This is a genomic window from Bacteroidota bacterium (assembly GCA_016183775.1).
Lineage (GTDB): Bacteria > Bacteroidota > Bacteroidia > JABDFU01 > JABDFU01 > JABDFU01.
Window position 1 is genome coordinate 1 of record JACPDY010000090.1, and the last position, 25,608, is coordinate 25,608.

Consider the following 25,608-nt stretch of genomic DNA (forward strand, 5'->3'; position numbering starts at 1 on the left):
GTGTCGGTAAGTAACATAGGACTTGGGGTTGTAGAGGTTTATTTTTTTCCTCTAATTTTCACCTCAAGTCCTTATCTTTTTAATCTTAACTTTTTTATTATCAACCGTTTGTTGTCAATTTAATCCATAGCTCACGTTATAATAATCTAATTTGGTATAATCTCTATTGAAAAGAATAATTACCATACTATTAATTATTTTCTGCTCTACTTGCTTTTCCCAGACCGATACCGGTTTTGTAAGGACAGGATTTAACAAAGCTTATTTTAAGTCATACATATATGACACTCGTGATGTAATCATTTCTCCATTTAAATCTTCCCCAAAACAATGGCTTATATTTTCGGCTGTTGTTGCAGCTGATATTACCATTGCTTCGCAGGATGCTGCCGTCCGCGATTTTGCTTTAAGGAACCGAAATTCAACAACTCAGGATATTCAACAATACGGCCTTGAGCCCTGGGGAAGCGGCAAATACTCCATGCCCCTGTTAGGTCTGTTTTATTTATATGGTTCAGTTAAAAGTGATGAGCGTAGCAAACAAACCGCTTTGTTGGGATTAAAAGCATTTGTTGTGAGCGGTATAATTGTTACCATACCCAAGCAGTTTTTTCATCGCCACAGGCCTTGTCCATCTATTTATGGCGGAAAACCTGATGCCGGTTGTGCGACTTATGTGAATATTTTTTTTCAATCAAGTGATAATTCATTTCCATCGGGGCACAGCACATCGGCATTTGCCATGGCAACTGTTATATCCGAACAATACAAATACAAAAAATGGGTTCCGGTGGTTTCATATACTTTAGCTGGTTTAGCAAGCCTGTCGCGCGTTGAGTCGAACAAACATTGGGCTTCAGATGTTTTTATGGGAGCTGTTTTAGGATACAGCATTGGGAAATTTATTACAAGAAAAAAGAACTGGAAAGTACGGACGTTCTAAACTTCTTCTTTCAGAATATATCGGAAAAGGAGTGCTGCAGCTGCGGAACCGGTTATTGGTCCAACCAGGTATATCCAGGCATGATTTATCGGGTGACATTGACAAACACCAAGAATAGTTTCCATTAAAATAGGTATAACACCAACAGCAGGGTTATAAGCCCCGCCCGATATATAACTTCCGGCATAGCCGATTCCTGTAACAATTATTCCGATAGCTAACCCATAATAATGGTTGCCCGCATTTCTTTTAGCAACTGCAGTATACAAAATAACCATCATCATGGCGAATGTGAACATTCCTTCAACAAATAGTGGTTTCAGGATGTTAATCTTTATGTCAGGTGAAAGAAAAAACACACGGGTATTTCCATAGACCAGATGAAAGGCAATTGAAGCACTGGCAGCACCAAGCACCTGGCTTAAAATATAGAGACCAGCTTCTTTGGCGTTAATCTTTTTTTGTATCCAAACGGCAATTGTTGTCGCGGGATTATATTGGGCGCCCGAAACTCCGTAACCCATATAAATGAGTGCTGTTAATATTCCTCCGATCGCGACCGGATTTCCGGTAAACGCAATTGTAAGAACAAGAAAAAAAGTGCCAATAAACTCGATGATATATTTACTCATGAACTTTATGTTAACATGCCGCCACAAACATTAATGGTTTGCCCGGTTATATATGCTGATAGATCAGAAGCAAGAAATAAAGTGAGGTTGGCTACATCTTCTGCAGTACCGCCGCGCTTTAATGGAATTGCTTCGCGCCATTGTTCTACAACTTTAGGGTCAAGCGCTCCCGTCATTTCAGTCTCAATAAACCCGGGTGCTATTACATTACAGCGAATATTTCGTGATCCTAGTTCAAGCGCCACCGATTTTGAAAAACCAATGATTCCGGCTTTGGAGGCGGCGTAATTAGATTGTCCAGCATTGCCTTTTACACCAACCACCGAACTCATATTTATGATACTGCCTTTGCGTTGCTTCAACATAGGGCGCTGTATGGCTTTTGTCATGTTGAAAACCGATTTCAGGTTGGCATTTATCACTTGGTCCCATTGTTCTTCGCTCATGCGCATTAAAAGCGTGTCGCGGGTAATGCCTGCATTGTTCACCAATATATCTACAGTTCCAAATTCAGCCACTACAGCTGTCACCAGTTCGTCAGCAGCCTTAAAAGCGGCCGCGTCCGATTGATAACCTTTTGCTTTTATTCCAAGCGCTTTCAGTTCATTTTCAAGAGCCATGCCTTTTTCTACTGACGATAAATAGGTAAAAGCAATATTGGCACCCTGTTCGGCCAGCTTAAATGGTTACCAAAGCGACTTTCCCTTCTAATAGCTTCATAATCAAATTGTCAGATTAAGCTGTAACTTTTTTCAAAGCAGCAGCCATTGTTTTTCCTATAACAGCAGGTGATTCAACCACATGAACACCGCACTCACGTAAAATTTTCATTTTAGCTTCTGCTGTATCATCGGCCCCTCCGACTATCGCACCGGCATGCCCCATGGTACGTCCGGCAGGTGCGGTCTTACCTGCAATAAATCCTACAACAGGTTTGGTGCCATTTTGTTTTATCCAATATGCGGCATCCGCTTCCATTGTTCCACCGATCTCACCGATCATAACAATACCTTCGGTTTCGGGGTCGTTCATTAATAGTTCCACTGCTTCTTTTGTCGATGTTCCGATAATAGGGTCGCCACCAATGCCAATAGCAGTGGTAATTCCGAGCCCGGCTTTCACAACCTGGTCAGCCGCTTCATATGTCAATGTTCCTGATTTCGAAACAATACCTATTTTCCCTTTTTTGAAAACGAATCCCGGCATGATACCTACTTTGGCTTCACCTGCAGTAATAATCCCCGGGCAGTTGGGTCCTATAAGCCGGCAGTTGCGACCCTTAATATATTCTTTAGCCGTGATCATATCGCGGGTTGGAATACCTTCGGTAATACAAACGATCACTTTTATTCCGGCTTCAGCCGATTCCATAATAGCATCCGCTGCAAACGCGGGCGGGACAAATATGATGGAAACATCAGCTCCTGTTGACTCCACAGCTTGCTGAACCGTATTGAAAACGGGACGATCCAGGTGTTTGGAACCACCTTTACCTGGAGTTACTCCACCAACTACATTAGTTCCGTATTCAATCATTTGAGAGGCATGAAAGGTGCCTTCAGTACCGGTGAACCCCTGTACGATTATTTTCGATTTTTTGTTGACTAAAACGCTCATATCTTTTCAGTTATTTATAATGTTTGCGAAGTTAATTTTTTGATGCAGTATTACCAATAAAAACAAGCGAATAAATATGGTAAATTGTTAGAATCTTTTAATAAATATCAAACAGCTGATTATAGCCGGATTTTTCGCTAATTGCTATATTAGAAAGTATTTCATATTTTGCATAAATCAGATACGATCCATTAAATAGCGAAACAATTGTAGCCCTTGCCACTCCTGATGGAGTAGGGGCTATTGGTATTATTCGTGTGTCGGGAAAAAACGCATTTGCAATTGCGAGCCTGCTTTTTTATAAAAAGAATGGTAAATCCGTTGATGTTTCTAAATTAAAGTCGCATACGGTTCATTTTGGAGTAATAAAAGAGAAAGATATTGTATTGGATGAGGTATTGCTTACTGTATTCGTGGGTCCGCATTCCTATACTGCAGAGAACATTGTTGAATTTTCATGTCATGGTTCCCGGTTTATCCAGCAGCAATTGATTCAGCTTCTTATCCGTAAAGGTGCCCGCCTGGCTGATGCCGGCGAGTTCACCTTCCGTGCTTTTTTTAACAAGCGGCTCGATCTTGTGCAGGCTGAAGCGGTAGCCGATCTCATCGCATCTACTTCGGCTACCTCTCACCAGGTCGCCATGCAGCAAATGCGCGGCGGATTCTCAACCAAAATAAAGGTATTGCGTGAAAACCTCGTGAATTTTGCCTCACTTATAGAACTGGAGCTCGATTTCAGTGAAGAGGATGTGGAGTTTGCTGACAGGGATGATCTCAAAAAACTTGTTCTTTCTATTCAAAAAGTGATCCATCGTCTTGTGGAATCTTTTGAATTGGGTAATGTGATCAAGAACGGGATACCTGTAGCTATAGTCGGGAAGCCGAATTCTGGCAAATCAACTTTACTTAACGTACTGCTGGAGGAAGACAGGGCGATCGTTTCCGAAATTCCCGGCACCACGCGTGATATTATTGAAGACGATATCAGTATTGATGGTATTTTGTTTCGTTTTATCGATACGGCAGGTATCCGCCAGACTTCCGACCTGATCGAGCAAATTGGTGTATCGCGTACATTTGAGAAAATTCAGAAATCGTCTATTATAGTGTATCTGTTTGATGTACATGAGTTGACCAGCAAAGAATTGCAAAAGGAAATAGATGAAATTAAGGAACACCTGAATGAGCGTTCGCAGCTGATCATAGTTGGCAATAAGATCGATAAAGAAGACCTGGTCTATACAGAGCGTGAGTTTGCCGCATTTAAGGATATACTTTTTATTTCTGCCAAGGAACGGATTAATATGGATGCTTTACGGAAACGTTTTGTTGACCTGTTCGACAGCCGTACCATTAATGTTACCGAAACTGTTGTTACCAATGTACGTCACATGCAGGCATTACACAATGCCGGCAGCGCGCTCGAAAAAGTGTATGACGGGTTGAGTAAAAATATATCCGGGGAATTAATCTCTGTGGATATTAAAAATGCTTTACACCAACTGGGCCTCATAACCGGAGAAGTGACCACCGAGGACTTACTTCAGAATATTTTTTCGAAGTTTTGTATCGGAAAGTAGACCCCCTATTAGTTAATCTGACAAAAACATTTTTTATCTGACCAACTCCTTTATTGTCAAGGCTTACAGGCCACTTGTTAATTATTTTTAATTCAGAAAATTTCCTTAGGACTTTTATATTGTTGTACCTTCGTTGTACCTCGACATTTTGAGGTACAAATTCTACCTAAAGAGGTTTACAAAATGTTACAACATGTTACATCAGGATACAAAATGATATTAAAATGAGTAGCAACATCACTATACTGGTCAAATAGTTTTTACTTTTATAATGGACGGTAAAGAAAAGGGGTACTTTATGACGCCACAATCTTTATTTGAAGTTCTTGAGGCTAATATGAAAAACAACAAGGGAACTCCAATAGTTTTTTCGCCTAAGGGTGTCGAAGAAATTTTAAAAACTCTTCCTTAATATTGTCTGGAAGGCCGTCTTTAAGACGACCAATCATAACAATTTGTCCGCTTCCATTAAATAAAGACGTAGTCCATTAAAATAATGGCTGTGCGGCTATTTACACATAATCGTAATTATAGGAAAAAATAGTGTTTGGCGTTCTTCACGCCTTATACTGTTTTGTCTTATAATTTGCATTATGTTAAATAGCTAAATAATGGTAATCAGGCAATTAAGCACTTCTCCTATTCAAATTTATTCAGTATGTTTGCCGAATGGCAAATAAGAACAACCCTACTTCAAACAATAAACGCCTGCCATTTTTAGAGAACAAACGATTACAAATCGCGATCATTTCATTATTCACTTTGTTCTTATATTCCGGCATAGTTTCGTACCAGTTTATTGGCCTTGATGAACCTACCCTTATAATTGATAATTATTCGTTTTTAAAGGATCCTTCCAATATCCCCCAGGCCTTTAAACAACATGTTTTTTATGCAAAACATCATACCGATAATCCCCGTGATTATTACCGGCCCATTTTAACCCTTTCTTTCCTGCTTGACGCTCAATTTTCAAGCAAACCCAGTCCCAAGTTTTTCCATTTCACAAATATCATTTATCATATTCTTTCCTGCGTTCTTTTATTTATTCTGTTTCACCAGCTGCGCATTGATCCTTTGGCCACATTCCTGTTCAGTCTTGTATTCGCGGCTCATCCGCTTTTAACCCAGGCTGTGGCCTGGATACCGGGCCGTAACGATTCGCTTATTACTGTTTTTTGCCTGTTAAGTTTTATTAACCTGGTAAAGTATGCCGAAACGGGTTCTGTAAAGAACGTTATTCTTCACCTGTTATTATTCTTTGTCGCTTTGCTTACAAAGGAAAGCGCTATGGCGTTGACAGCTATTTCGTTTTTATTTCTTCTCATTATAAGTCGTGAAAAACTACTCTCATTAAAAAGCATTTACCTGCTTTCGGGTTATTTAGTTGTGATCGCGGCCTGGTACTTTATGCGATACAGGGCTTTTGAAGGTATGCCCAATGAAGCCACGCTTAAAAGCCCATTTAACGAATTGCTTATAAACAGTCCTTTATTGCTGCAATACATTCAAAAAATGGTACTTCCCTTTAACCTTTCTGTCATGTCGACTGTTGGTGATACCAATTACATACTTGCCGGCATTGCTTTGCTGCTATTGGCTGTTGGAATATATTTCACGAAGCAAAAGCGCTGGAATTATATTTTGTTTGGGTTTATATGGTTTTTAGCATTTATCTCTCCTTCTTTGCTCACCGGCTATTTCGGGGGACTGGAACACCGCACTTACCTATCAATGGTTGGAATTTTTATTGTGGTGAGTGAATTTGATATTTTTAAGCGCGAAGCCATAAGAAAATATAAATACATCATTCCGGCCATACTGTTACTGTTCACGGGTATTACCATTTACAGGCTTCCCATTTTTAATAACGCGATCAGTTATTGGGAAAGCGCTGTTAAAACCTCTGATCATTCATCATTGGCCTGCCTCGATCTGGGAAAAACGTATGAAAGCATCGGGCAATATCAGAAAGCGATCGATGCATATCGTGAAGGGCTCAACAGAAATCCGAAGGAAAGATTGCTGCATAATAATATCGGCGCGGCTTACATTTACCTGGGGAACTACGAACAGGCAGAACTTGAAATAAAAAAGGAGATCGAACTATTTCCCGATAACTATATGGGCTATTTTAACCTGGGCCTGGTGAAAAAACGGATAGGAAAAAACGAAGAAGCTGCCGCCTATTGGAAAAAATCGCTGGAATTCAATAAAAATCTTGTGAATGCCTATCAGCAGCTCGCTCAATACTACAAATCGATAAACGACACGGTAAATTTTAAAAAGTGCGTTGAGGAAGTTAACAGGACAAGTCGCTTGTGATCATTGACAATCTAGGGACTTCGCCTTCGCATCCATCGCGTCAAACTTCTCCGTTTCCCCGGTGCTGATGTACATGCGTTTCAGCGCCAGGATAACCGAACAATCGCTTCCATTTAACTTAAAGGCCTCTTCCAGGTATGGTTTGGCCAGCTTTAAAACATCGTTGGCCTCTTTCACTGCTTTCCTGTATTTTGTATCATCCTTTATCTCCGAACTTAGTTCCAGCATCCGCCTGGCTTTATTGTTGTACAGCGCTCCCAGGTTGAACAATGTTGTTCCATCGTTTTTGTTCAGCTGGTAAGCCGCTTTATAATATTTTTCGGAATTGGCCCAAAGCTCTTCGTAATTAGCGGGCTTGGGCAGATCCTTACCGGTATCAGCTGATTTGGGATTTGCCATGCGATCGTACAGGTTTCCTAAGGCGAGATTCAGGATCGCATCATTGGGTGCCTTTTCCAGTGCCAGCTTAAGGTTATTAAGGGCTTTGGCAGCGTCATCCGGGTTGGTCGATTTCAGGAAAAAATTAGTCTCATCATTTATTAATGTTACATCGTTCGGGTAAAGCTCCCGTCCCTTTTTTATCACTTCCATTGCTTTGGGCTCATCATTCAGTTTGTTCAATAGAAAATAATGGTAATTATGATATGTAGAAGCCTTTCCTACCTTGTGTTCCAGCAGTTTTTCATAGAGCATCTTCACCTTATTGTTATTCTGTGCCAACTCGGCAGCAACCTTCGCATTCGACATATTGGTTGTGTCGGGTGAACCATTCATTGAATTGATCTCCATTGCTTTTTCAAATCCAATCAAGGCCTTGTCATAATTCTTCTGGTTGTAGTTGGCCACAGCGCAATTTTCAAAGTGGCGGGCGCAATCGGAAAAACGCGGCATTATCTCTTCTTCATAATCTTTCTTCTTATCCAACTGCCTCGCGGTCAAATAGGCTTCATTCGCGATAAGCAAATAATCCATATTTGAATTCAAATAGGCTTCTAATACTCTTTTGTTTACATCGGTGATATTCTGACGTTTATCATACTCTACCTGATACATTTGTTCAAATATGGTCTGATATATTTTTCCACGGTAAGTCCATGTTTTTGCCGATGTTTTGGAGTCGGCATTTGCCGATGCAATGTCAATGGCTTCCTTCGCGTGTCTCAGCGACGAAGTGTCTTTTACATTGTAGTAATCCTGCAGGTATTTCCAGGCGGCAACAACTTTGCTATTCTGAGCCTGTAATGACAGTGCACCGCTGATCAATAAGGCAAGAATATTTTTTTTCATGAACAATTTTGATTATTTATTATTCTTCATCTCCTCTTTAAGCTTCGCGTATTTATCATTATCGCCGGTGGTAACATATAACTGCAAAAGTGCCTTGGTGACATTTCCATCTTTCGGGTTGTCTGAATGAGCTTTTTCCAGGTAAGGAATGGCCTTTACAAACTCCCCTTTACCTTTATCAGACAATTCCTGTGCTTTCTTTGATTCTTTAGGTGGTAAATTGTTGGCGGTATTGTTGTAATTGATGCCCCTATCCAGGTATAATTTACCTAAATTATAATTTGCGTCACCATAGTCCGGCTTTAACTCAATAGCTTTCTTGTATGCTGCTTCGGCTTTATCAAGTTCATTTTTACCCTGGTAAATATTACCCTGCGTATAATGTAAAATTTCATTGTCGGGAGCAGCATCAATGGCTTTGCTCACTTTATCCAGCAATACATCAATTTTGTTTTGTTTGATATAATAATTCAATTCGGCAGTGATCAGATCAACGTTGTCGTCAAAGAGGTTGCGCCCCTGCTCAATATAACTTAATTGTTTCTCCGCGTTTCCTTCATTCTCATAAATGCCTGCCATATTGAGGTAGATATTAGGATCCTTATATTTCACATCGATCAATTTTTGAAGGTACTCTTTGGCAAGCGTAAAGTTTTTGGCCGAATAAGCAATGCTGAATAGCTGATAATTCAGTTTGTCGGCGGTAATGTTCTGGTGCTTCATCGCGTCATCCTTATCAAAAGGCAAACCCTCAAAAAGAGCTGTAGTGTACCGGATAGCATTATCGTACTCCTTAGCGCTAAAAGCTTCGATCGACCGGTTATATAACCTCACAGATGCGGGCATCAGCATTCCTTTGGCATCATCATAGTAAACTTTGTCCTTGTCTGTTTTAAAACAATTGACCACCGCGGTGAAAGCTTTCTCTGCCGCATCAGGATCAAGGTTTTTGTATTTATCTTCCTTGCTTTCCATTATAGCCATATAAGTTTGTGCACGATAAAGCCACATCTTGGGGCTGTTTTTGGTGTCATCATTTTGAGCAGCCGCATCAATTGCAGTTTTTGCTTTATCAAGTTCCTTTGAACGCAGGTAATTCCATGTATTTACCAGGTTGTTTTTTTGCGCGAACAGAGATGTGATAGAAACTGTAAGCATTACCGTCAATAATTTCAGTTTAGTCATAGTCTTAATTTTTCTATATTTTACAATAAACGTGCCTAAAAATAGAAAAACCTTCCCATATATGGAAAGGTTTTTCCTGATCGGAATATTATCGTATAAGCGGATCAATCAACATCAAGTTCCTTGAATTTTTTAAGATTAAGTTTTTCATTGAAATCCTTAACGTTAAAATTCAGAGATTCCATTTGTTGTTTAATGGCCACCTTGTCTCCTACTATTAAAATAGCCATTTTGCTTGGGTCATAAGCCTTTTTGATCTGGTTATTAAAGTCCTCTTTGGTCATGCTTTTAAGGATCTGGGCCTGCTGTAAAGGATAATCCTTGCTTAAGTTATACTCAAGTATGTTCCCAAGGAAAAATGCCTTATCAAAATTGGTCTCATAGTTCATGGCCTGGCCGTTTAGCATGGAGTTTTTGGTATAATCCACTTCCGCGTCAGTAACACCATTCAGAATATAATTTTTAGTCTCCTTAATTATCTCGACCATAGAGTTGCCGGTTTCTTTACGCTTTACAGCCGATCCAATAAAGAAAGTGCCTTTGTACTTATCTCCATTGAAACCAGACCGAATTCCATAGGTATAGCCTTTCTCTTCACGCAAATTCATGTTAAGGCGTGAGTTGAAATTTCCACCAAGCACATGATTGGCAACAGTGTTTTTAAAGTATTCACCTGTAGCGTCATAAGGCAGCGATATCTGACCCATACGTATAATGGAAGATGGAGCGCCTATTTTATCAACCAAATAAACAACAGGATCAATCGGCGCCGGAGTAACAGCAGCATTAACCTTAACTTCTTTTGCCTGCCACTTGTTCAGGAATTCAAGCTTCGACAATATTTCATTTTGATCCACATCACCTACAATTACAACCCTTGCAGCCGAAGGAGAATAATTTTTTTCATAATATCCCTTTACGTCTGCAAGTTCCATTTTTTCGACATTTTTCTTTGTGGGATTTAATCCCCATATATTATTATTCCCGTATAGCAATGACGAAAACGCAACTGATGCGGTGTAATTTGGATTGCTTTTTTGCTGAACAAGACTTTCTTTATATTGTTTTTTTACGCGTTTAAAATCGGCTTCATCAAAACGTGGATTAAGCAGTTTCTCTTCAAGTAACTTTAAGGTTGCGTCAAGGTTTTTCTTCAGACATGAAATATAAACTGATGAAGTTGTTTTACCTGCAAAGAATGATATAGAGCTGCCTAACTTATCCAACTCAGCACTGACCTGTTCAGTTGTATAGTTTTTAGTCCCTTCATTTAAGAGCTGAGCAGTCAGTTCGGCAATACCATTCTTCTTTAATTCATCAGTATTTAATGTAAGATCTCCCCCATCAATCGTTATTGCTATCTGTACGATCGGGGTTTCCGATGTCTTAGTGCCGATTATTTTTAATCCGTTTTTAAGCTGTGATGAATAGTAATCGGGCACCTTTGCTGTTTTGGGAGCCGAAGGTGTGGGTTTTGCCCATCTTCGGATTATAACTCTTAACAGAATCTTTATCGGAAATGCGGGGGTATACGTTAACAACTCCCGCTCCTGCTCCTTTGATGTATTTATTGAAAACTCTCACTATATCTTCTTTGGTTACCTTATTATATCTTTCTATTTCATCCTTTACATTGTATGTACGGCCCAGCATCCAATCCCAATTCGAAAGTATTTCCGCCTTGCCATATGCGCTTTCAACTCCGCGCAAAACGGTGGCTTCGCGCTTTGCTTTAACACGCTGAAGTGCCTCATCTGTTATTTCTGTCTTTTCAAATTCATCAATTGTTGCTTTGGTGCGCTCCTCTATTTCCTTGAACATTTTATCATAGGCGGTATAATCCTGGAATGCTTCCTGTGGAGGGTAGTAAAGTATACTGATCGTAAATTCTCCTGATAACTCATGCGTAGGGTGATAAACATCAACCTCTGCCGCTTTTTCGTTTTTTACAAAATTCCTGTAGAATATTGAATTGTTCCCGTCTCCCATCATATCAGCCAGGCAATCCAATGCCGGCTCATCTCTGTGATACGCTGGAACTGTGGGGATTACACGATGTGACAAGGGTAGATATATTTTGTCCCTGTAACTTGCATACTTATCACCGGGAAGTGTTATCGCCGGAATTTTAAGTTTTTTTACATCCGGTCCTTGTTTGATATTACCAAAGTATTTTTCAACCCATGCCAATACCTGTTTTGTGTCAACGTCGCCGGCAATCGTTAAAACCGCATTGTTAGGACCATACCAGCGAAGAAAGAAATTTTTCACATCATTCAGTGAAGCCCTGTTCAGATCATCAACATAGCCTATAACAGGCCAGCTATACGGATGCTTAAAGGGGTAAAGTGTTTGTCCCATGATCTCACTTATCATACCATATGGTTGGTTCTGTTGGTTCTGTGCCTTTTCATTTTTTACTGCGTCACGCTGATTTTCGAATTTTTTGCTTGTAAGTGAATCCAGTAAATAGCCCATACGGTCAGCTTCAAGCCACAGTGCCACTTCGACCTGGTTACTTGGGATATTGTTAAAATATTGAGTGCGATCCTGGGTTGTATTTCCATTCATATTACCACATCATGTGCTCAAAGAAATGAGCGAAGCCTGACTTTCCGACACTTTCACGATCAGATCCCACTTTGTAGGTTATCATTACTGTCGCAACCGGATCAGAATGGTCTTCGTGAATTATAACAGTAAGTCCGTTAGGCATCTTATACTTTTCATACGGGATAATTAATCCATCCGCACGTGGTTCAATCTTTTCAATGAGTTGCGGCTGTGCCTGTATAAAAACGAAAGGTGCAGCAATAAATAGTAGCGCAAAAAGTGTTTTCCTGATTCTACTTATCATATGTATAGGGTTTTAGTGTATTGTTTCTTTGTTAAAAACATCATAAAAATAAGAGAATTATTCATTCGGCTGAATAAATTGTACCTGCGGGTTAAAAACTAAATAACCCCGTCAATAATGAGTATGGACGGGGTTATTTTTAATTGAGACAATAAAATTGTCTTATTCAACAGCCGGAGGAGATGTTTCTTCTGTTCCTTGTTCAGGTGAAGTGTTCTCATTCGCCGGAGTATCAGTATCAGTTGGAGCTGCAGGAGTTCCATCAGTTACTGCTGGAACATCTACTGCACTATCGTCAACATCAGTTTTTGTAACCGCAGCTATTTCGTCATCATCTCTCAGGTTGATAAGACGTACGCCTTGAGTGGCGCGGCCCATAACCCTCAGGTCAGCCACCGCTAAACGTATAGTAATACCTGATTTGGTAATGATCATCAGGTCATTTTTATCTGTAACATCTTTTATTGCAACGAGGTTACCTGTCTTCTCAGTCATATTAAGCGTTTTCACACCCTTGCCGCCCCTGTTAGTTACACGATACTCTTCCAGTTCCGAGCGTTTACCCAGCCCCTTTTCAGAAACCACAAGTACGTTCACCGACGGATCAGGTAATGCAATCATACCAATTACTTCATTTGTATTTCCGCCTTCATCATCCAGGTTCACACCACGTACACCGGACGCGTTGCGACCCATCGGACGGACTTTGGCTTCGTTAAACCGAACCACTTTGCCCTGTTTGGTGGCCAACATGATCTCGCAGCTTCCATTGGTAAGTTTCACTTCCAGCAGACTGTCACCCTCACGGATGGTGATGGCATTGATACCATTCTGACGTGGACGTGAATAAGCTTCCAGTGTTGTTTTCTTAATGGTACCTTTTTTAGTACACATTATAATGAAATTGTTATTCAGGTATTGCTCATCAGATAAATTGTTGACATTAATATATGCCTTCACTTTATCATCCGGAGGAATATTGATCAGGTTCTGTATGGCTCTTCCTTTAGATCCTTTATTGCCTTCAGGTATTTCGTAAGCCCTCAACCAGAAACAACGCCCCTGCTCTGTAAAGAACATTAAGTAATTATGTGTTGAAGCTACAAACAGGTGTTCCAAAAAGTCTTCATCACGTGTGGATGTTCCTTTTGAGCCTGTGCCTCCCCTGCCCTGCCTGCGGTATTCGGCAAGCGCTGTGCGTTTAATGTAACCCATATGAGATATAGTGATAACCACATCCTCATCCTTTATAATATCTTCCATACGGATCTCGTCGCCTGCAAAAACAATTTCTGTTCTGCGCTTGTCGCCGTATTTTTCTTTTATATCACGTAGCTCATCTTTAATGATCTCCATCCGAAGTATCTCGTCGCTTAAAACATCTTTCAAATATTTGATCAGCTCCATTAAGTTGTTATACTCTTCTTTGATCTTATCTCTCTCCAGACCTGTCAGCACACGCAGTCTTAATTCAAGAACGGCTTTTGCCTGAACCTCGGTAAAGCCGAAACTTTTTATCAGGCCATCCTGCGCATCCTGTGGAGTTGCGGATTCACGGATAAGTTTAATTACTTCGTCCAGGTGATCGAGCGCGATCAGATAGCCTTGTAATATGTGCGCACGTTTTTCAGCTTGCGACAGGTCGAACTTAGCCCTGCGGATAACCACATCATGACGGTGAGCCACAAAGTGAGTGATCAGATCTTTCAGGTTAAGCATTACCGGGCGACCGCCTACAAGCGCGATATTATTTACACTGAAGGAAGATTGTAATTCAGTTTGCTTAAACAGATTATTAAGTACTACATTCCCGATAGCGTCTTTCTTCAATTCATACACAATACGCATACCATTGCGATCGCTCTCATCACGTATGTCAGAAATGCCCTCCAGTTTTTTATCATTAACCAGGTCGGCCGTTTTCTTTATCATCTCCGCTTTATTGATCTGGTAAGGGATCTCGGAAATAATTATACGTTCGCGTCCGTTAGGCAATGTTTCAATATTTGACTTGGAGCGCATTACAATACGGCCACGACCGGTTTCAAAGGCTTCTTTAACACCCGCGTAACCATAAATAATTCCGCCTGTAGGAAAGTCGGGGGCTTTAACATATTGCATCAGTCCTGCAACATCTATAGATCTGTTATCGATATAGGCAATTGTAGCGTCTATTACCTCGGTAAGGTTATGCGGAGGCATATTGGTGGCCATACCCACAGCGATACCCGAAGCGCCATTCACTAATAAATTAGGGATCTTTGTAGGAAGTACAGTAGGCTCTGTCAAAGAGTCATCAAAATTGGGCCGGAAATCGACCGTATCCTTTTCTATATCAACCAGCATTTCTTCAGCTATTTTGCGAAGACGCGCTTCTGTGTATCGCATAGCAGCCGGTGGATCACCATCAACGGAACCGAAATTACCCTGTCCATCGATCAGTGTATAGCGAAGGCTCCAGTCCTGGGCCATGCGCACCATTGTGTCATAAACTGATGTATCTCCATGTGGGTGGTACTTTCCAAGCACTTCGCCCACAATACGGGCGGATTTTTTATAAGGCCGGTTGGACATTACGCCCAGGTCGAGCATTCCGAATAAAACCCTGCGGTGTACAGGTTTCAGGCCATCACGTACATCAGGCAGGGCACGTGACACAATTACCGACATCGAATAGTCGATGTAGGCTGTTTTCATTTCCTCTTCTATGTTGATCAGGATGATTTTTTCTCCGTTCATAATGCTATGTTGTCAGTTATTTCAGATTAGCACAATATTTGTTTAGTGGCAGCTATACCCTTTAATTACAAAGGCGTTCGAAGGTAGTTAATTACCCTAAATTTCCCTCATTTATGAGGTAGATTTATCAACAAATCTCACAATGATTTGTTGATAAATAATAGATGCCACGGACTATGTAATTGAAACCTGTGCTTAGCTTTGAAACATCAATAAAATGCTGTATTTTTAAACAAGGAAGGTAAATTGAAACAAGTTAAGTGAAGATTACGTTAAACTAAAAAAACGCATGTTATGGAAGCAAAATTTTCACCCAGGGTTCGTGACGTGATTACCTTCAGTCGTGAAGAGGCTTTACGCCTTGGGCACGATTATATAGGTCCTGAACATCTTATGCTGGGTATAATCAGGGAAGGTGAAGGCTTGGCTATAAAGATCCTTAAAAAATTGGATGTTAATGTGGCGGAATTGCGAAGGGTCATTGAGGAATTATTGGTTCCCGGCAGCAAGCAAGTCAACAATCTGGCTAATATACCTCTGGTTAAGCAGGCCGAAAAGGCACTTAAGGTCACCTATCTTGAAGCTAAGTTGCATAGAAGTGACCTGATCGGAACAGAACATCTGTTGCTTTCGATCTTAAAGGATAATAATAACATCGCGACAAAAGCGCTTAATAAATTTGAAGTGGATTACGACGCGGTTAAACAGGAACTGGAAGATATTACGATAGATCCAAAGGCTGAAAATCCCGGCACACCTGCAGATGATGAAGGTGATGATGATCCGGGAGCATTTGGCAGCAGCACTAAAAAAGTTACCGAATCAAAATCGAAAACTCCTGTACTCGACAATTTCGGACGTGACCTTACAAAGTCAGCTGAAGAAGGCAAGCTTGACCCAATCGTTGGTCGTGAAAAAGAAATTGAACGTGTATCGCAGATTTTAAGCCGCAGGAAAAAGAATAATCCTATCCTGATCGGGGAACCGGGTGTTGGTAAATCGGCCATTGCTGAAGGACTTGCTTTGCGCATCATTCAGCGTAAAGTATCGCGTGTTTTGTTCAATAAACGGGTTGTTACACTTGACCTGGCATCCCTCGTTGCCGGTACAAAATACCGCGGACAATTTGAAGAGCGAATGAAAGCGGTTATGAATGAATTGGAGAAATCACCTGATGTGATCCTTTTCATTGACGAGATACACACTATTATTGGTGCGGGCGGCGCTTCCGGATCGTTAGATGCGTCAAATATGTTCAAACCTGCTCTTGCACGCGGTGAGATACAATGTATCGGTGCCACAACGCTTGATGAATACCGTCAGTATATTGAAAAGGACGGGGCTTTGGAAAGACGTTTTCAAAAGGTGATAGTTGAACCAACCACTCCTGAAGAAACAGTTCAGATATTGAATAACATTAAATCGAAATATGAAGATCACCATAATGTAACATATACAGATGATGCTATTAAAGCATGCGTAAGTTTAACCGCACGATTTATCACCGATCGTCATTTGCCGGATAAGGCAATTGACGCGCTTGACGAATCCGGTTCACGTGTACATATTAAAAACATTAATGTTCCGAAGAATGTTCTTGAGATCGAAAAGAAGATCGAAGACATAAAGGATGAAAAGAATAAAGTAGTACGCAGCCAGAAATACGAAGAGGCGGCCAAGCTTCGTGATACTGAGCGCCAACTGTTGGAACAACTGGATGCGGCTAAGAAAGCCTGGGAAGAAGAAACCAAGAACCATCGTGAAATGGTAAGTGAAGAAAATGTAGCTGAGGTGGTTTCAATGATGACTGGTATTCCGGTACAGCGTGTCGGACAAAATGAAAGTGCCAAGCTGGCCAAAATGGGCGAGGAATTGAAGGGACGTGTAATAGGTCAGGATCATGCTATAGCGAAAATTGTAAAAGCCATACAGCGTAACCGTGCCGGATTAAAAGATCCGAATAAACCGATAGGTTCATTCATTTTCCTTGGTCCGACAGGTGTTGGTAAAACCCAGTTGGCCAAGATCATCTCGAAATATTTATTTGACAGTGAAGAATCAATGATACGTATTGATATGAGTGAATACATGGAGAAATTCGCTGTATCACGTTTAGTTGGAGCGCCTCCGGGATATGTAGGTTATGAAGAAGGTGGTCAGCTGACCGAAAAAGTACGCAGACGTCCTTATGCCGTTGTACTTTTGGATGAAATTGAAAAGGCTCACCCTGATGTGTTCAATTTATTGTTACAGGTTTTAGATGATGGACAGTTGACAGATAGTCTTGGCCGCAAGGTTGATTTTAAGAACACTATTGTTATTATGACATCCAATATTGGCTCACGCCAGTTAAAGGATTTCGGACAAGGTGTAGGTTTCTCTACCGGCGCGAAGAAAGATCAGGCCGATGATAATGCCAAGAATGTTATTGAAGGTGCTTTGAAAAAAGCGTTCGCGCCTGAATTCCTTAACCGTATTGATGATGTGGTTGTATTCAACTCACTTGGTCGTGAAGATATTCACAAGATCATTGATATTGAATTGGAAAAATTATACAAACGGATCAATACACTGGGCTTTTCTGTTAAAATGACTGAGGAAGCCAAAGATTTTATTGCGGACAAAGGGTTCGATGCCAATTTAGGCGCCCGACCGCTGAAGCGTGCCATTCAGAAGTATGTTGAAGATCCTCTTGCTGAAGAGATCATAAAATCAAATCTCGGCGAAGGTGATACTATTGAACTGGATCTTGATAAGGAAAAGCAGGAAATACGTATTAAAATCGTTAAACCAACTGTTCCAGGCGCTCCTAAAACGAGCAGGAAGAAAAAAGAGGATTAATAGTATAATGAATTAAACATGAAGCCCTTCCGTCTAAGACGGAGGGGCTTTTATTTTATGTATTTTTGATAGATGAATTTATTCTACACCCCGGATATAACTGCCCTTATTTACACGCTAAGTGAAGAAGAATCAAAACATGCTGTACGTGTATTGCGCTTAACTGAAGGAGATTGTATATACCTCGTGGATGGCATAGGCGGTTTTTATAAAGCCGAACTTACAGCCGCAAATGCAAAACGTTGCGTTGTAAAAATTATCGAATCGATGAAATAACGCCTATTGAATGTGAGCACTCTGAGCGCACGGTCGTTAAAACCGAGCGATTAAATAAGATATTGGTTTCAGCCATTAAGCAATCTGTTAAGGCTTATTTGCCCAAGCTAAATGAAATGAAGGGCTTTGAAGAGTTGGTAAAAAAAACGTTTGAGGGGCAGAAGTTTATTGCTCATTGCCACCCACTCCTCACCTCCCTGCCTGCCGCTGAAAAGCCAGCGCGACGGCAGGCAGGCGGCTCCTCTCCAAGCGGAGAGGAGAGTATGAGCCCACTACATCTAAAAAAATTATATATAACAGGTAAAAATGTCTTGGTTTTAATTGGACCCGAAGGAGATTTTTCTCCAAAGGAAGTTGAGCTGGCCTTACAAAACGGGTTTAAAGAAATAAGTCTTGGTGATTCGCGTTTACGTACAGAAACGGCGGCTTTGGTGGCCTGCAATGTGATTAATATTGTCAACCACACTTAATGAGTTCGCAACTATGTTTTAAATGGGTAAATTAATTTCTTTGTTATTCATTTAAACCAATTTCACCTGCCTATCAAATTGCATTGCTGAAATACAACGGCGGCGGCGATTGGTACGCTAATCTCGAGACCTCATTACCTAACCTCATCAAATTCTGTAACGATAATTTAAAAACCAATATTAACCCCGAACAAGGGATTGTTGAAGCAGGCAGTCCTGAAATTTTCAATTACCCGCTTGTACACATGACAGGTCATGGTAATGTAGTATTCAATCAGCAGGAAATAGACAACCTGCGTAAGTATCTTACCGGCGGCGGTTTTCTTCATATATCGGACAACTATGGTATGGACAAATTTATCCGTAACCAGGTGAAAAAAATTTTTCCTGAACTGGAATTAGTTGAGTTGCCCTTCTCCCACCCTATTTACCACCAGAAATTTGATTTTCCCGGTGGCCTCCCGAAAATTCATGAACATGATAATAAAGCCCCTCAGGGTTTTGGAATTATTTATGAGGGCCGCCTGGTTTGCTTTTATGATTTTGAATGTGACCTGGGCGATGGTTGGGAATCATTTGATGTTCATAAAGATTCACCCGAAGCTCACCAAAAGGCTTTAAAGATGGGAGCAAATATAGTACAGTATGTGTTGATGGGTGATGTGAGTAAAAACAGTAATCAGTGATCGGAAGTCGGTAATCAGTCGTTATTGAAACGTATGCAAAAACCAGCAGTTAAAGTAACTTTAAAATCTGGTAAGGATGCCAGTTTGCGCAGATTCCATCCATGGGTATTTTCCGGAGCTATAGACAGGATACACGGCACCGTGGAGGAGGGCGATCTTGTTGAAGTGTATGATAATAAAGAGAATTATTTAGGTACAGGTCATTGTCAGATCGGAACCATTGCCATTCGTGTTTTTGCTTTTAAAAACGAAACCATCAATTATGATTTTTGGAAAGATAAGCTACAACGCGCATACGATTATCGTAAAAACATTGGTTTGATCGATGCACCTTCAACCAATGTGTATCGTTTGTTTTATGCTGAGGGTGATGGCTTGCCAGGGTTAATAATTGACTATTACAACGGAACGGCTGTTTTACAAACACATTCCATAGGGATGCATCTTGTAAAAAATCACATTGTTGATGCGCTTAAAGAAATTTATGGGGATAAGCTGAATGCCGTATATGACAAAAGCGAAGAGACCATGCCTAAACAATCGGAGATAAAAGCGCCGAATGGTTATTTGTTTGGGAAGCAACACTCAACAGAGGTTGCCGAAAATGATCATAAATTTTTAGTGGATTGGGAAGGCGGACAAAAGACAGGTTTTTTTGTCGACCAGCGTGAGAGCCGGGAATTACTGTCCGGTTATTCAAGGGGAAGATCGGTGCTGAACACATTTTGTTATACGGGAGGATTCTCAATTTACGCTGCAAAGGCCGGTGCATCTGTTGTACATTCAGTCGACTCATCCAAAAAGGCAATAGAGCTTACAAACAGGAATATGGAATTAAATGGTTTTCCGACAGCTGTTGGGGATAAATACGAATCATTCGCCATTGATACCTTTGATTTTTTAAAAGACAAGCAAAATGCATACGACATTATTGTCCTTGATCCACCTGCCTTTGCGAAACACCAGAATGTAAAACACAATGCCATTATGGGTTATAAACGGCTCAATTATGAAGCGATCAAACAAATAAAGCCGGGAGGATTGATCTTTACATTTTCCTGTTCACAGGTGGTTGACCGATACTCGTTTAACAGCGCTGTAATGGCTGCCGCTATTGAAGCGGGAAGAAATGTGAGAATAGTTCATCAGCTGTCGCAGCCTCCTGATCATCCCGTAAATATTTTTCATCCTGAAGGGGAATATTTAAAGGGCCTGGTGGTTTACGTAGAGTAAGTACCTGAGATCAATAGCATAGTTAAAGTTATCAGTATAACACCAATCAGATTTAGCCAAAATCCGGTTTTCATCATTTCATGAGTCCTTATCTTATTTGTACCAAACACAATAGTATTTGGTGCTGTAGCCACAGGCAACATAAACCCCAGTGAGGCCGCAAGGGTTGCAGGAATGAGTAATATTAAAGGGTGAATATTCATATCCTTTTGGATGACTAACAAAACAGGGATCATTAATTGAATACACGCTACATTGGAAGCGAATTCACTGATCAAGGTCGTTATCACACACATGATAAATATGAACAGGTAGATATTCGATCCTGACAAAAAACTTAAATGACGGGCCAGCCAGGTGCTCAAGCCTGACACTTCAAAACCTTTTGCAAGGGCAAATCCACCACCAAAAAGTAAAATGATATCCAATGGCAAACGTTTTGCATCTTCCCAGATCATAATAGCTCTTGTCCTTTCCGACCTTGCCGGAATTATAAATAACAGAACCGCCATAAAAAGTGCGACTGTACTATCGTTTAAAAATTCCCTGTATTTAAACAAGTTATCCCAGCCTTTCATTATAAAGATCCCAAAATCAATATCAGACCGTGTGAACCACAGTAAGGCAGTGAGGGAAAACACTATGCTTACAACTTTTTCTTCGTAATTCATTGGTCCCAGTTTTTTATACGCGCCGGAGAAATATTCCCTTTCAACAACCGGGGTGTTTATTTTTCTCAGGAATAACTGACTTATTATAAAGAAGGCCAATAGCATTAAAACGAGTGCCAGCGGAAAAGCTATTACAAACCAGTTTGCAAAATTCATATCGTGATTACCCGGGAATTTGTCGTTGTATTGCCGTAAAAATATCATATTAGTTGGGGTGCCTACTAATGTGGACATACCACCAATTGTAGCGGAATAAGCAAGTCCAAGGAGTAATGCGAGTGATATTTCTCGTACCTGTTCTTTATTTTTAACATGGTACTCAATCTGGTAAATAACGGCAAGCACTGCAGGTATCAGCATCATTACTGTGGCTGTATTCGATATCCACATTGACAGTAAAAATGCAGCGATCATTATTCCGAATAAAATGCTGGCCGGTTTTGAGCCCATAATTGTCAATATTTTAAGCGCGATGCGCTGGTGAAGTTGCCATCGTTCAATGGCTATGGCAATTATAAAGCCGCCGATAAATAAAAATATTGTTTGATCCATGTATTGCACGGCTGTTGTTTTTCCGTCGAGAATACCTGTTATTGGCAATAAGATCAATGGCAATAATGCTGTTATGGCAAGAGCCACAGCCTCTGTAAACCACCAGGCAGCCATCCATACGGTAACGGCAGCCATTTTGGTAACTAATGGGTTGCCAGGTGACAAATCAAATGAAAACAAAATAATCAGGGCCAGTATGGGCCCGGAAACAATTTTAATTCGGTTTGATAAATTCATGATACAGAGTACTACGAAGCTTAGGCGACAATATATTAACAAAAAACTCTATTTTACTATACTTACAAAGGTTTTAATTTCGCCCAAGTAATGAGCATAGTAGTATAAAAGTAGAAGAATTTGCATCGATATTTTTTTTAGCTTTAAATAAATTAAAATCATACAAGATGAAGCACCTGAAATATCTACTATATATACTATTCGTTTTTATTTCTTCTCTTGGCATTATATCCTGCTGTTGTTCAAAGAAAGCGGCTTCAGCCACAGATACAGCTAAGAAGCAGGAAGTGCCTGATTATGAAAAAGCCGGATATGCGCGTGCCACTGTCATCAAATACGAAGTGGATGGATGCGGCTATTTACTTCAGCTTGGTTCAGGAAAGAAGCTGGAAGTGCTGAGTCTCCCTGAAGAACTTAAACAGGAGAAAAAGGAGGTCTGGATAAAATACGAATTAGATAAAAATGCGGCGAGCATATGCATGGCCGGAGATATTATAAAGCTGACAGATTATAAAGTGATCAAATAAGTAGCAAGTATAAAGTGTGTTCTGAATATGAGTAAAAAGAATAAGAAAAACATACCTGTGCAGGAAAAGAGACCGGGTGTTAAATCTCCACTACCGCTGAACAACAGCAGATATCGCAAATTTTATATTGGCTCCTTATTTATTATTTCAGTTTTACTATATGCTAATACACTATACAATGAGTTTGCGCTGGATGATGCTGTAGTTATTACAAATAACAGGTTTACACAACAAGGGCTTAAGGGGATTCCCGATCTGCTCACCAAAGATCTGTTTACAGGTATATATGGAAAGGCCCTGGACCTTAGTGGTGGCAGGTATCGCCCGCTTTCCCTCGTTCTGTTTGCTGTAGAATACGAATTATTCGGGAAGAACGCTTTTGTAGGACATTTAACAAATGTCCTGTTTTACGCGCTTATCGGTATCATTATTTTTATAACTGTCGAAACTATTTTTGAGAATAAAAGCCTTTTGGCTTTTGTAACCGCACTGATCTTTGTGTTCCACCCTATTCACACCGAAGTGGTCGCAAACATAAAAAGCTTAGATGAGATATTAAGTTTGCTCTTTCTTTTACTTACAATGTTTTGGTTGTTCAAGGGGGTGCGGTCCGGGATAAAGAAGCATGTCTACTTAGGCTGCCTGGCCTATTTTCTTTCACTTATGGCTAAAGAGAACGGAATCACATTTATGTTTATCATTCCGCTTTCATTGTACTGTTTCACTAATGATCCACTTAAAAAAAATATCCGCGACTCTATGCCCTATTTCGTCGTTGCAATTGTATTTGTTCTTATCCGCTGGCATTTTGTTGGGATTATCGGTGACCGCACGAACCCCGACATCATGGAGAATCCTTTTGTGAACGCTACCCTGGGTGATAAACTCGCGACCATTTCATGCATATTGGGGAAATATTTATGGCTGCTGTTTTTTCCTCATCCTCTTTCATCCGAATATTCATTTAACCAGATACCTATAATTGGCTGGGGCAGCATTTCCGCATTGTTTCCTTTTGCCGTTTATGCAGGTTTGGGCGGTTGGGCTTGGTTGAATATCTATAAAAAAGATAGTGTAAAAGAAATCAACCTGTTATTGTCCTTTTGCATTCTGTTCTTTATAGCCACCGTCTTTTTAATATCAAACATTGTATTTAATATAGGGGCACCAATGGGTGAGCGCTTTTTGTTTTTGCCTTCATTGGCATTTTGTATCGCTATTGCCGCATTGTTACTGAATACACTTAAAGTCGATATGCGATCATTAAAACTTCCGGTAAAACTTATCCTGCCGCTTGCGTTTATATCGATCGCCTTCAGTTACAAAACGGTTACACGTAATAAAGACTGGTACGATGATCTCAGTTTATTTGCTAAAGATGTTAAGTCATCTCCCAACAGCGCAAAAGTCCATTATTATTATGGAAATGTTCTGCTTGGCAAAGCGAATGCAATAAAGGAAATGAATCCTGAAAAGCAGCAATACCTTATAAAGGCTAAAAATGAAATGATAATTTCTGTTGACATAAATCCTAAATTCCATCATGCATTTTACGCGCTTGGATTGATCTGTGACGGGCTTGAGTTGGGTGATTCCTCCATCTATTATTTCCATAAAGTATTAGAGCTTCAACCTACACACATTGCCACACAAAACGCGATCGGAAAGGCCTACGGAAAGGTTAAGGGTGATTTTGACAAAGCGATCTTCTATCTTTTAAGGGCGGTGCAGTATGATCCTACAGATGCTGAAGCATTGGAAAATCTGGGGATCGCCTATGCCATGAAGGGGAATACAAGTGAAGCAATTAAGATTTTTGAAAAATCAATAACACTCAAGCCTGGTAATGCACAGGCATACCTTAATTTAGGTGTAGCGTACCACAACATCGGCGATCAGAAGAAGTCAGATGAAATGATGAGCAAGGCGTACCAGATTGATCCTTCTCTTAAAAAGAATTAAAGAATACCATTATGCAAAATGAGAGTCCGTTGAGAATTATTTTTATGGGTACGCCCGATTTTGCTGTGGCTTCATTAGATATATTGGTTAAGAACAAGTTTAATATTGTAGGTGTAGTTACGGCGCCCGACAAACCTGCAGGTCGTGGATTGGAGATACATCAGTCAGCCATAAAAAAATATGCAGTTGAGAAGGGCCTTACTATTTTACAACCCGAAAAATTAAAAAGCGAAGAATTTCTTGCCCGGCTGAAAGCGCTAAATGCCGACCTTCAAATTGTAGTGGCTTTTCGCATGCTGCCTGAAATTGTATGGAGGATGCCTCGCCTGGGAACCTTTAACCTCCATGCTTCCCTCCTGCCCCAATACAGAGGCGCTGCACCTATTAATTGGGCTGTTATAAACGGTGAAGTGGAAAGTGGAGTAACTACTTTTTTCCTACAACACGAAATTGATACAGGGAAGATTATATACAGAGAGAGAGTAGCAATAGATGAAAATGAAACAGCCGGTGAATTGCACGACAAACTGATGAACACAGGAGCAAACCTTGTATTAAAAACTGTTATGGCTATTCAACATAAATCATATACAGAAACAGATCAGCAGCAATTGATCAGGCCGGGAGAAATACCAAGGCATGCGCCGAAGATATTTAAAGATGACTGCAGAATCGATTGGTCTAAGTCGGTAACGGAAATACATAATACCATTCGCGGATTGAGTCCGCATCCGGGAGCCTTTACTGAGCTTGTATCCCCGCAGGGAAAAATATTTACTGTCAAGCTTTTTAAAACCTCCAGAGAGTTGAATGTTTTATCTCAGGCGGCAGCAACTATTTTTACAGATTCAACTGCATATTTGAAAGTTTCAGCAAAAGGTGGTTATGTGTGCATACATGAACTGCAGCTTGCGGGTAAGAAGCGAATGACTACAACTGAGTTCCTGCGGGGTTTTCCCATTAATAATCAATGGAAATTACGATAAAC

General features: G+C 40.5%; 19 protein-coding genes and 2 pseudogenes. 11 read left to right on the forward strand and 10 right to left on the reverse strand.

Going from position 1 to position 25,608, the window contains the following annotated elements; all coding sequences use genetic code 11:
• Nucleotides 1–166: 166 nt before the first annotated feature.
• Entirely contained in the window at nucleotides 167–943 is a 777-nt protein-coding gene (locus HYU69_11245; protein MBI2270910.1) for a phosphatase PAP2 family protein, read from the forward strand.
• Here HYU69_11245 and HYU69_11250 read toward each other — a convergent pair.
• The 3 genes and pseudogenes from HYU69_11250 to sucD form a co-directional block, all read right to left on the reverse strand.
• On the reverse strand, nucleotides 940–1,575 hold the full coding sequence (locus tag HYU69_11250; protein ID MBI2270911.1) for an aquaporin: 636 nt from the start codon (nucleotides 1,573–1,575) through the stop codon (nucleotides 940–942). The genes HYU69_11245 and HYU69_11250 overlap by 4 nt on opposite strands.
• A gap of 5 nt (nucleotides 1,576–1,580) precedes the next feature.
• Nucleotides 1,581–2,295 (reverse strand): annotated as a pseudogene (gene fabG / locus HYU69_11255) (3-oxoacyl-[acyl-carrier-protein] reductase).
• A gap of 15 nt (nucleotides 2,296–2,310) precedes the next feature.
• A complete protein-coding gene (gene sucD / locus HYU69_11260) occupies nucleotides 2,311–3,192 on the reverse strand; it encodes a succinate--CoA ligase subunit alpha (protein ID MBI2270912.1) in 882 nt (293 codons plus the stop codon).
• 176 nt (nucleotides 3,193–3,368) lie between these two features.
• Here sucD and mnmE point away from each other — a divergent pair, with 176 nt between their 5' ends.
• From mnmE to HYU69_11275, 3 genes are all read left to right on the forward strand, one after another.
• Nucleotides 3,369–4,772 carry a tRNA uridine-5-carboxymethylaminomethyl(34) synthesis GTPase MnmE gene (gene mnmE / locus HYU69_11265; GenBank protein ID MBI2270913.1) on the forward strand — a complete coding sequence of 468 codons (1,404 nt, stop codon included), beginning with the start codon at nucleotides 3,369–3,371 and terminating at the stop codon, nucleotides 4,770–4,772.
• Between the two features lie 271 nt (nucleotides 4,773–5,043).
• Nucleotides 5,044–5,184, forward strand: coding sequence for a hypothetical protein (locus HYU69_11270; GenBank protein ID MBI2270914.1), 141 nt, complete (start codon nucleotides 5,044–5,046; stop codon nucleotides 5,182–5,184).
• 257 nt (nucleotides 5,185–5,441) lie between these two features.
• Nucleotides 5,442–7,097, forward strand: coding sequence for a tetratricopeptide repeat protein (locus HYU69_11275; protein ID MBI2270915.1), 1,656 nt, complete (start codon nucleotides 5,442–5,444; stop codon nucleotides 7,095–7,097).
• Here the strand turns inward: HYU69_11275 and HYU69_11280 are convergent, their stop codons facing one another.
• The 6 genes from HYU69_11280 to gyrA form a co-directional block, all read right to left on the reverse strand.
• Nucleotides 7,098–8,384, reverse strand: coding sequence for a hypothetical protein (locus HYU69_11280; GenBank protein MBI2270916.1), 1,287 nt, complete (start codon nucleotides 8,382–8,384; stop codon nucleotides 7,098–7,100).
• Nucleotides 8,385–8,396: 12 nt separating this feature from the next.
• The gene (locus HYU69_11285; GenBank protein ID MBI2270917.1) at nucleotides 8,397–9,569 is read right to left on the reverse strand and encodes a tetratricopeptide repeat protein; all 1,173 of its coding nucleotides are present in this window, start codon (nucleotides 9,567–9,569) and stop codon (nucleotides 8,397–8,399) included.
• Nucleotides 9,570–9,673: 104 nt separating this feature from the next.
• Nucleotides 9,674–11,011, reverse strand: a complete 1,338-nt coding sequence (locus HYU69_11290; protein MBI2270918.1) for an insulinase family protein — start codon at nucleotides 11,009–11,011, stop codon at nucleotides 9,674–9,676.
• On the reverse strand, nucleotides 10,983–12,140 hold the full coding sequence (locus HYU69_11295; GenBank protein ID MBI2270919.1) for an insulinase family protein: 1,158 nt from the start codon (nucleotides 12,138–12,140) through the stop codon (nucleotides 10,983–10,985). The genes HYU69_11290 and HYU69_11295 overlap by 29 nt, the downstream gene beginning before the upstream one ends.
• Before the next feature lies 1 nt (nucleotide 12,141).
• A complete protein-coding gene (locus tag HYU69_11300; protein MBI2270920.1) occupies nucleotides 12,142–12,426 on the reverse strand; it encodes an insulinase family protein in 285 nt (94 codons plus the stop codon).
• Between the two features lie 162 nt (nucleotides 12,427–12,588).
• Nucleotides 12,589–15,165 (reverse strand): DNA gyrase subunit A, encoded by a 2,577-nt coding sequence (gene gyrA, locus HYU69_11305; protein ID MBI2270921.1) that lies wholly within the window; start codon nucleotides 15,163–15,165, stop codon nucleotides 12,589–12,591.
• A gap of 294 nt (nucleotides 15,166–15,459) precedes the next feature.
• Between gyrA and HYU69_11310 the strand changes: the two genes are divergently transcribed.
• The 4 genes and pseudogenes from HYU69_11310 to HYU69_11325 all read left to right on the forward strand — a co-directional run bounded on the left by HYU69_11310 (nucleotide 15,460) and on the right by HYU69_11325 (nucleotide 20,671).
• Entirely contained in the window at nucleotides 15,460–18,006 is a 2,547-nt protein-coding gene (locus HYU69_11310) for an ATP-dependent Clp protease ATP-binding subunit (protein ID MBI2270922.1), read from the forward strand.
• A gap of 72 nt (nucleotides 18,007–18,078) precedes the next feature.
• Nucleotides 18,079–18,752, forward strand: a pseudogene (locus HYU69_11315) (16S rRNA (uracil(1498)-N(3))-methyltransferase).
• Between the two features lie 59 nt (nucleotides 18,753–18,811).
• Nucleotides 18,812–19,438, forward strand: a complete 627-nt coding sequence (locus HYU69_11320) for a DUF4159 domain-containing protein (protein MBI2270923.1) — start codon at nucleotides 18,812–18,814, stop codon at nucleotides 19,436–19,438.
• A gap of 33 nt (nucleotides 19,439–19,471) precedes the next feature.
• The gene (locus tag HYU69_11325; GenBank protein MBI2270924.1) at nucleotides 19,472–20,671 is read left to right on the forward strand and encodes a class I SAM-dependent rRNA methyltransferase; all 1,200 of its coding nucleotides are present in this window, start codon (nucleotides 19,472–19,474) and stop codon (nucleotides 20,669–20,671) included.
• Here the strand turns inward: HYU69_11325 and HYU69_11330 are convergent.
• On the reverse strand, nucleotides 20,659–22,131 hold the full coding sequence (locus HYU69_11330; protein ID MBI2270925.1) for an SLC13/DASS family transporter: 1,473 nt from the start codon (nucleotides 22,129–22,131) through the stop codon (nucleotides 20,659–20,661). The two genes, HYU69_11325 and HYU69_11330, sit on opposite strands and share 13 nt — an antisense overlap.
• A 167-nt stretch (nucleotides 22,132–22,298) precedes the next feature.
• On the opposite strand from HYU69_11330, the gene HYU69_11335 reads away from it, so the two are divergent.
• From HYU69_11335 to HYU69_11345, 3 genes are read left to right on the forward strand one after another with little or no spacing between them, the layout of a single operon-like run.
• A complete protein-coding gene (locus tag HYU69_11335; GenBank protein ID MBI2270926.1) occupies nucleotides 22,299–22,658 on the forward strand; it encodes a hypothetical protein in 360 nt (119 codons plus the stop codon).
• A gap of 27 nt (nucleotides 22,659–22,685) precedes the next feature.
• On the forward strand, nucleotides 22,686–24,620 hold the full coding sequence (locus HYU69_11340) for a tetratricopeptide repeat protein (GenBank protein MBI2270927.1): 1,935 nt from the start codon (nucleotides 22,686–22,688) through the stop codon (nucleotides 24,618–24,620).
• 11 nt (nucleotides 24,621–24,631) lie between these two features.
• Nucleotides 24,632–25,606 carry a methionyl-tRNA formyltransferase gene (locus HYU69_11345; protein MBI2270928.1) on the forward strand — a complete coding sequence of 325 codons (975 nt, stop codon included), beginning with the start codon at nucleotides 24,632–24,634 and terminating at the stop codon, nucleotides 25,604–25,606.
• The last annotated feature ends 2 nt before the right edge of the window (nucleotides 25,607–25,608 follow it).

What these genes read in the sequence shown, in the direction of transcription:
- HYU69_11250 (MBI2270911.1), bottom strand. Translation starts at nt 1,575, where the DNA reads ATGAGTAAATATATCATCGAGTTTATTGGCACTTTTTTTCTTGTTCTT.
- sucD (MBI2270912.1), bottom strand. Translation starts at nt 3,192, where the DNA reads ATGAGCGTTTTAGTCAACAAAAAATCGAAAATAATCGTACAGGGGTTC.
- HYU69_11270 (MBI2270914.1), top strand. Translation starts at nt 5,044, where the DNA reads ATGGACGGTAAAGAAAAGGGGTACTTTATGACGCCACAATCTTTATTT.
- HYU69_11275 (MBI2270915.1), top strand. Translation starts at nt 5,442, where the DNA reads ATGGCAAATAAGAACAACCCTACTTCAAACAATAAACGCCTGCCATTT.
- HYU69_11280 (MBI2270916.1), bottom strand. Translation starts at nt 8,384, where the DNA reads ATGAAAAAAAATATTCTTGCCTTATTGATCAGCGGTGCACTGTCATTA.
- HYU69_11285 (MBI2270917.1), bottom strand. Translation starts at nt 9,569, where the DNA reads ATGACTAAACTGAAATTATTGACGGTAATGCTTACAGTTTCTATCACA.
- HYU69_11295 (MBI2270919.1), bottom strand. Translation starts at nt 12,140, where the DNA reads ATGAATGGAAATACAACCCAGGATCGCACTCAATATTTTAACAATATC.
- HYU69_11300 (MBI2270920.1), bottom strand. Translation starts at nt 12,426, where the DNA reads ATGATAAGTAGAATCAGGAAAACACTTTTTGCGCTACTATTTATTGCT.
- gyrA (MBI2270921.1), bottom strand. Translation starts at nt 15,165, where the DNA reads ATGAACGGAGAAAAAATCATCCTGATCAACATAGAAGAGGAAATGAAA.
- HYU69_11310 (MBI2270922.1), top strand. Translation starts at nt 15,460, where the DNA reads ATGGAAGCAAAATTTTCACCCAGGGTTCGTGACGTGATTACCTTCAGT.
- HYU69_11325 (MBI2270924.1), top strand. Translation starts at nt 19,472, where the DNA reads ATGCAAAAACCAGCAGTTAAAGTAACTTTAAAATCTGGTAAGGATGCC.
- HYU69_11330 (MBI2270925.1), bottom strand. Translation starts at nt 22,131, where the DNA reads ATGAATTTATCAAACCGAATTAAAATTGTTTCCGGGCCCATACTGGCC.
- HYU69_11335 (MBI2270926.1), top strand. Translation starts at nt 22,299, where the DNA reads ATGAAGCACCTGAAATATCTACTATATATACTATTCGTTTTTATTTCT.
- HYU69_11340 (MBI2270927.1), top strand. Translation starts at nt 22,686, where the DNA reads ATGAGTAAAAAGAATAAGAAAAACATACCTGTGCAGGAAAAGAGACCG.
- HYU69_11345 (MBI2270928.1), top strand. Translation starts at nt 24,632, where the DNA reads ATGCAAAATGAGAGTCCGTTGAGAATTATTTTTATGGGTACGCCCGAT.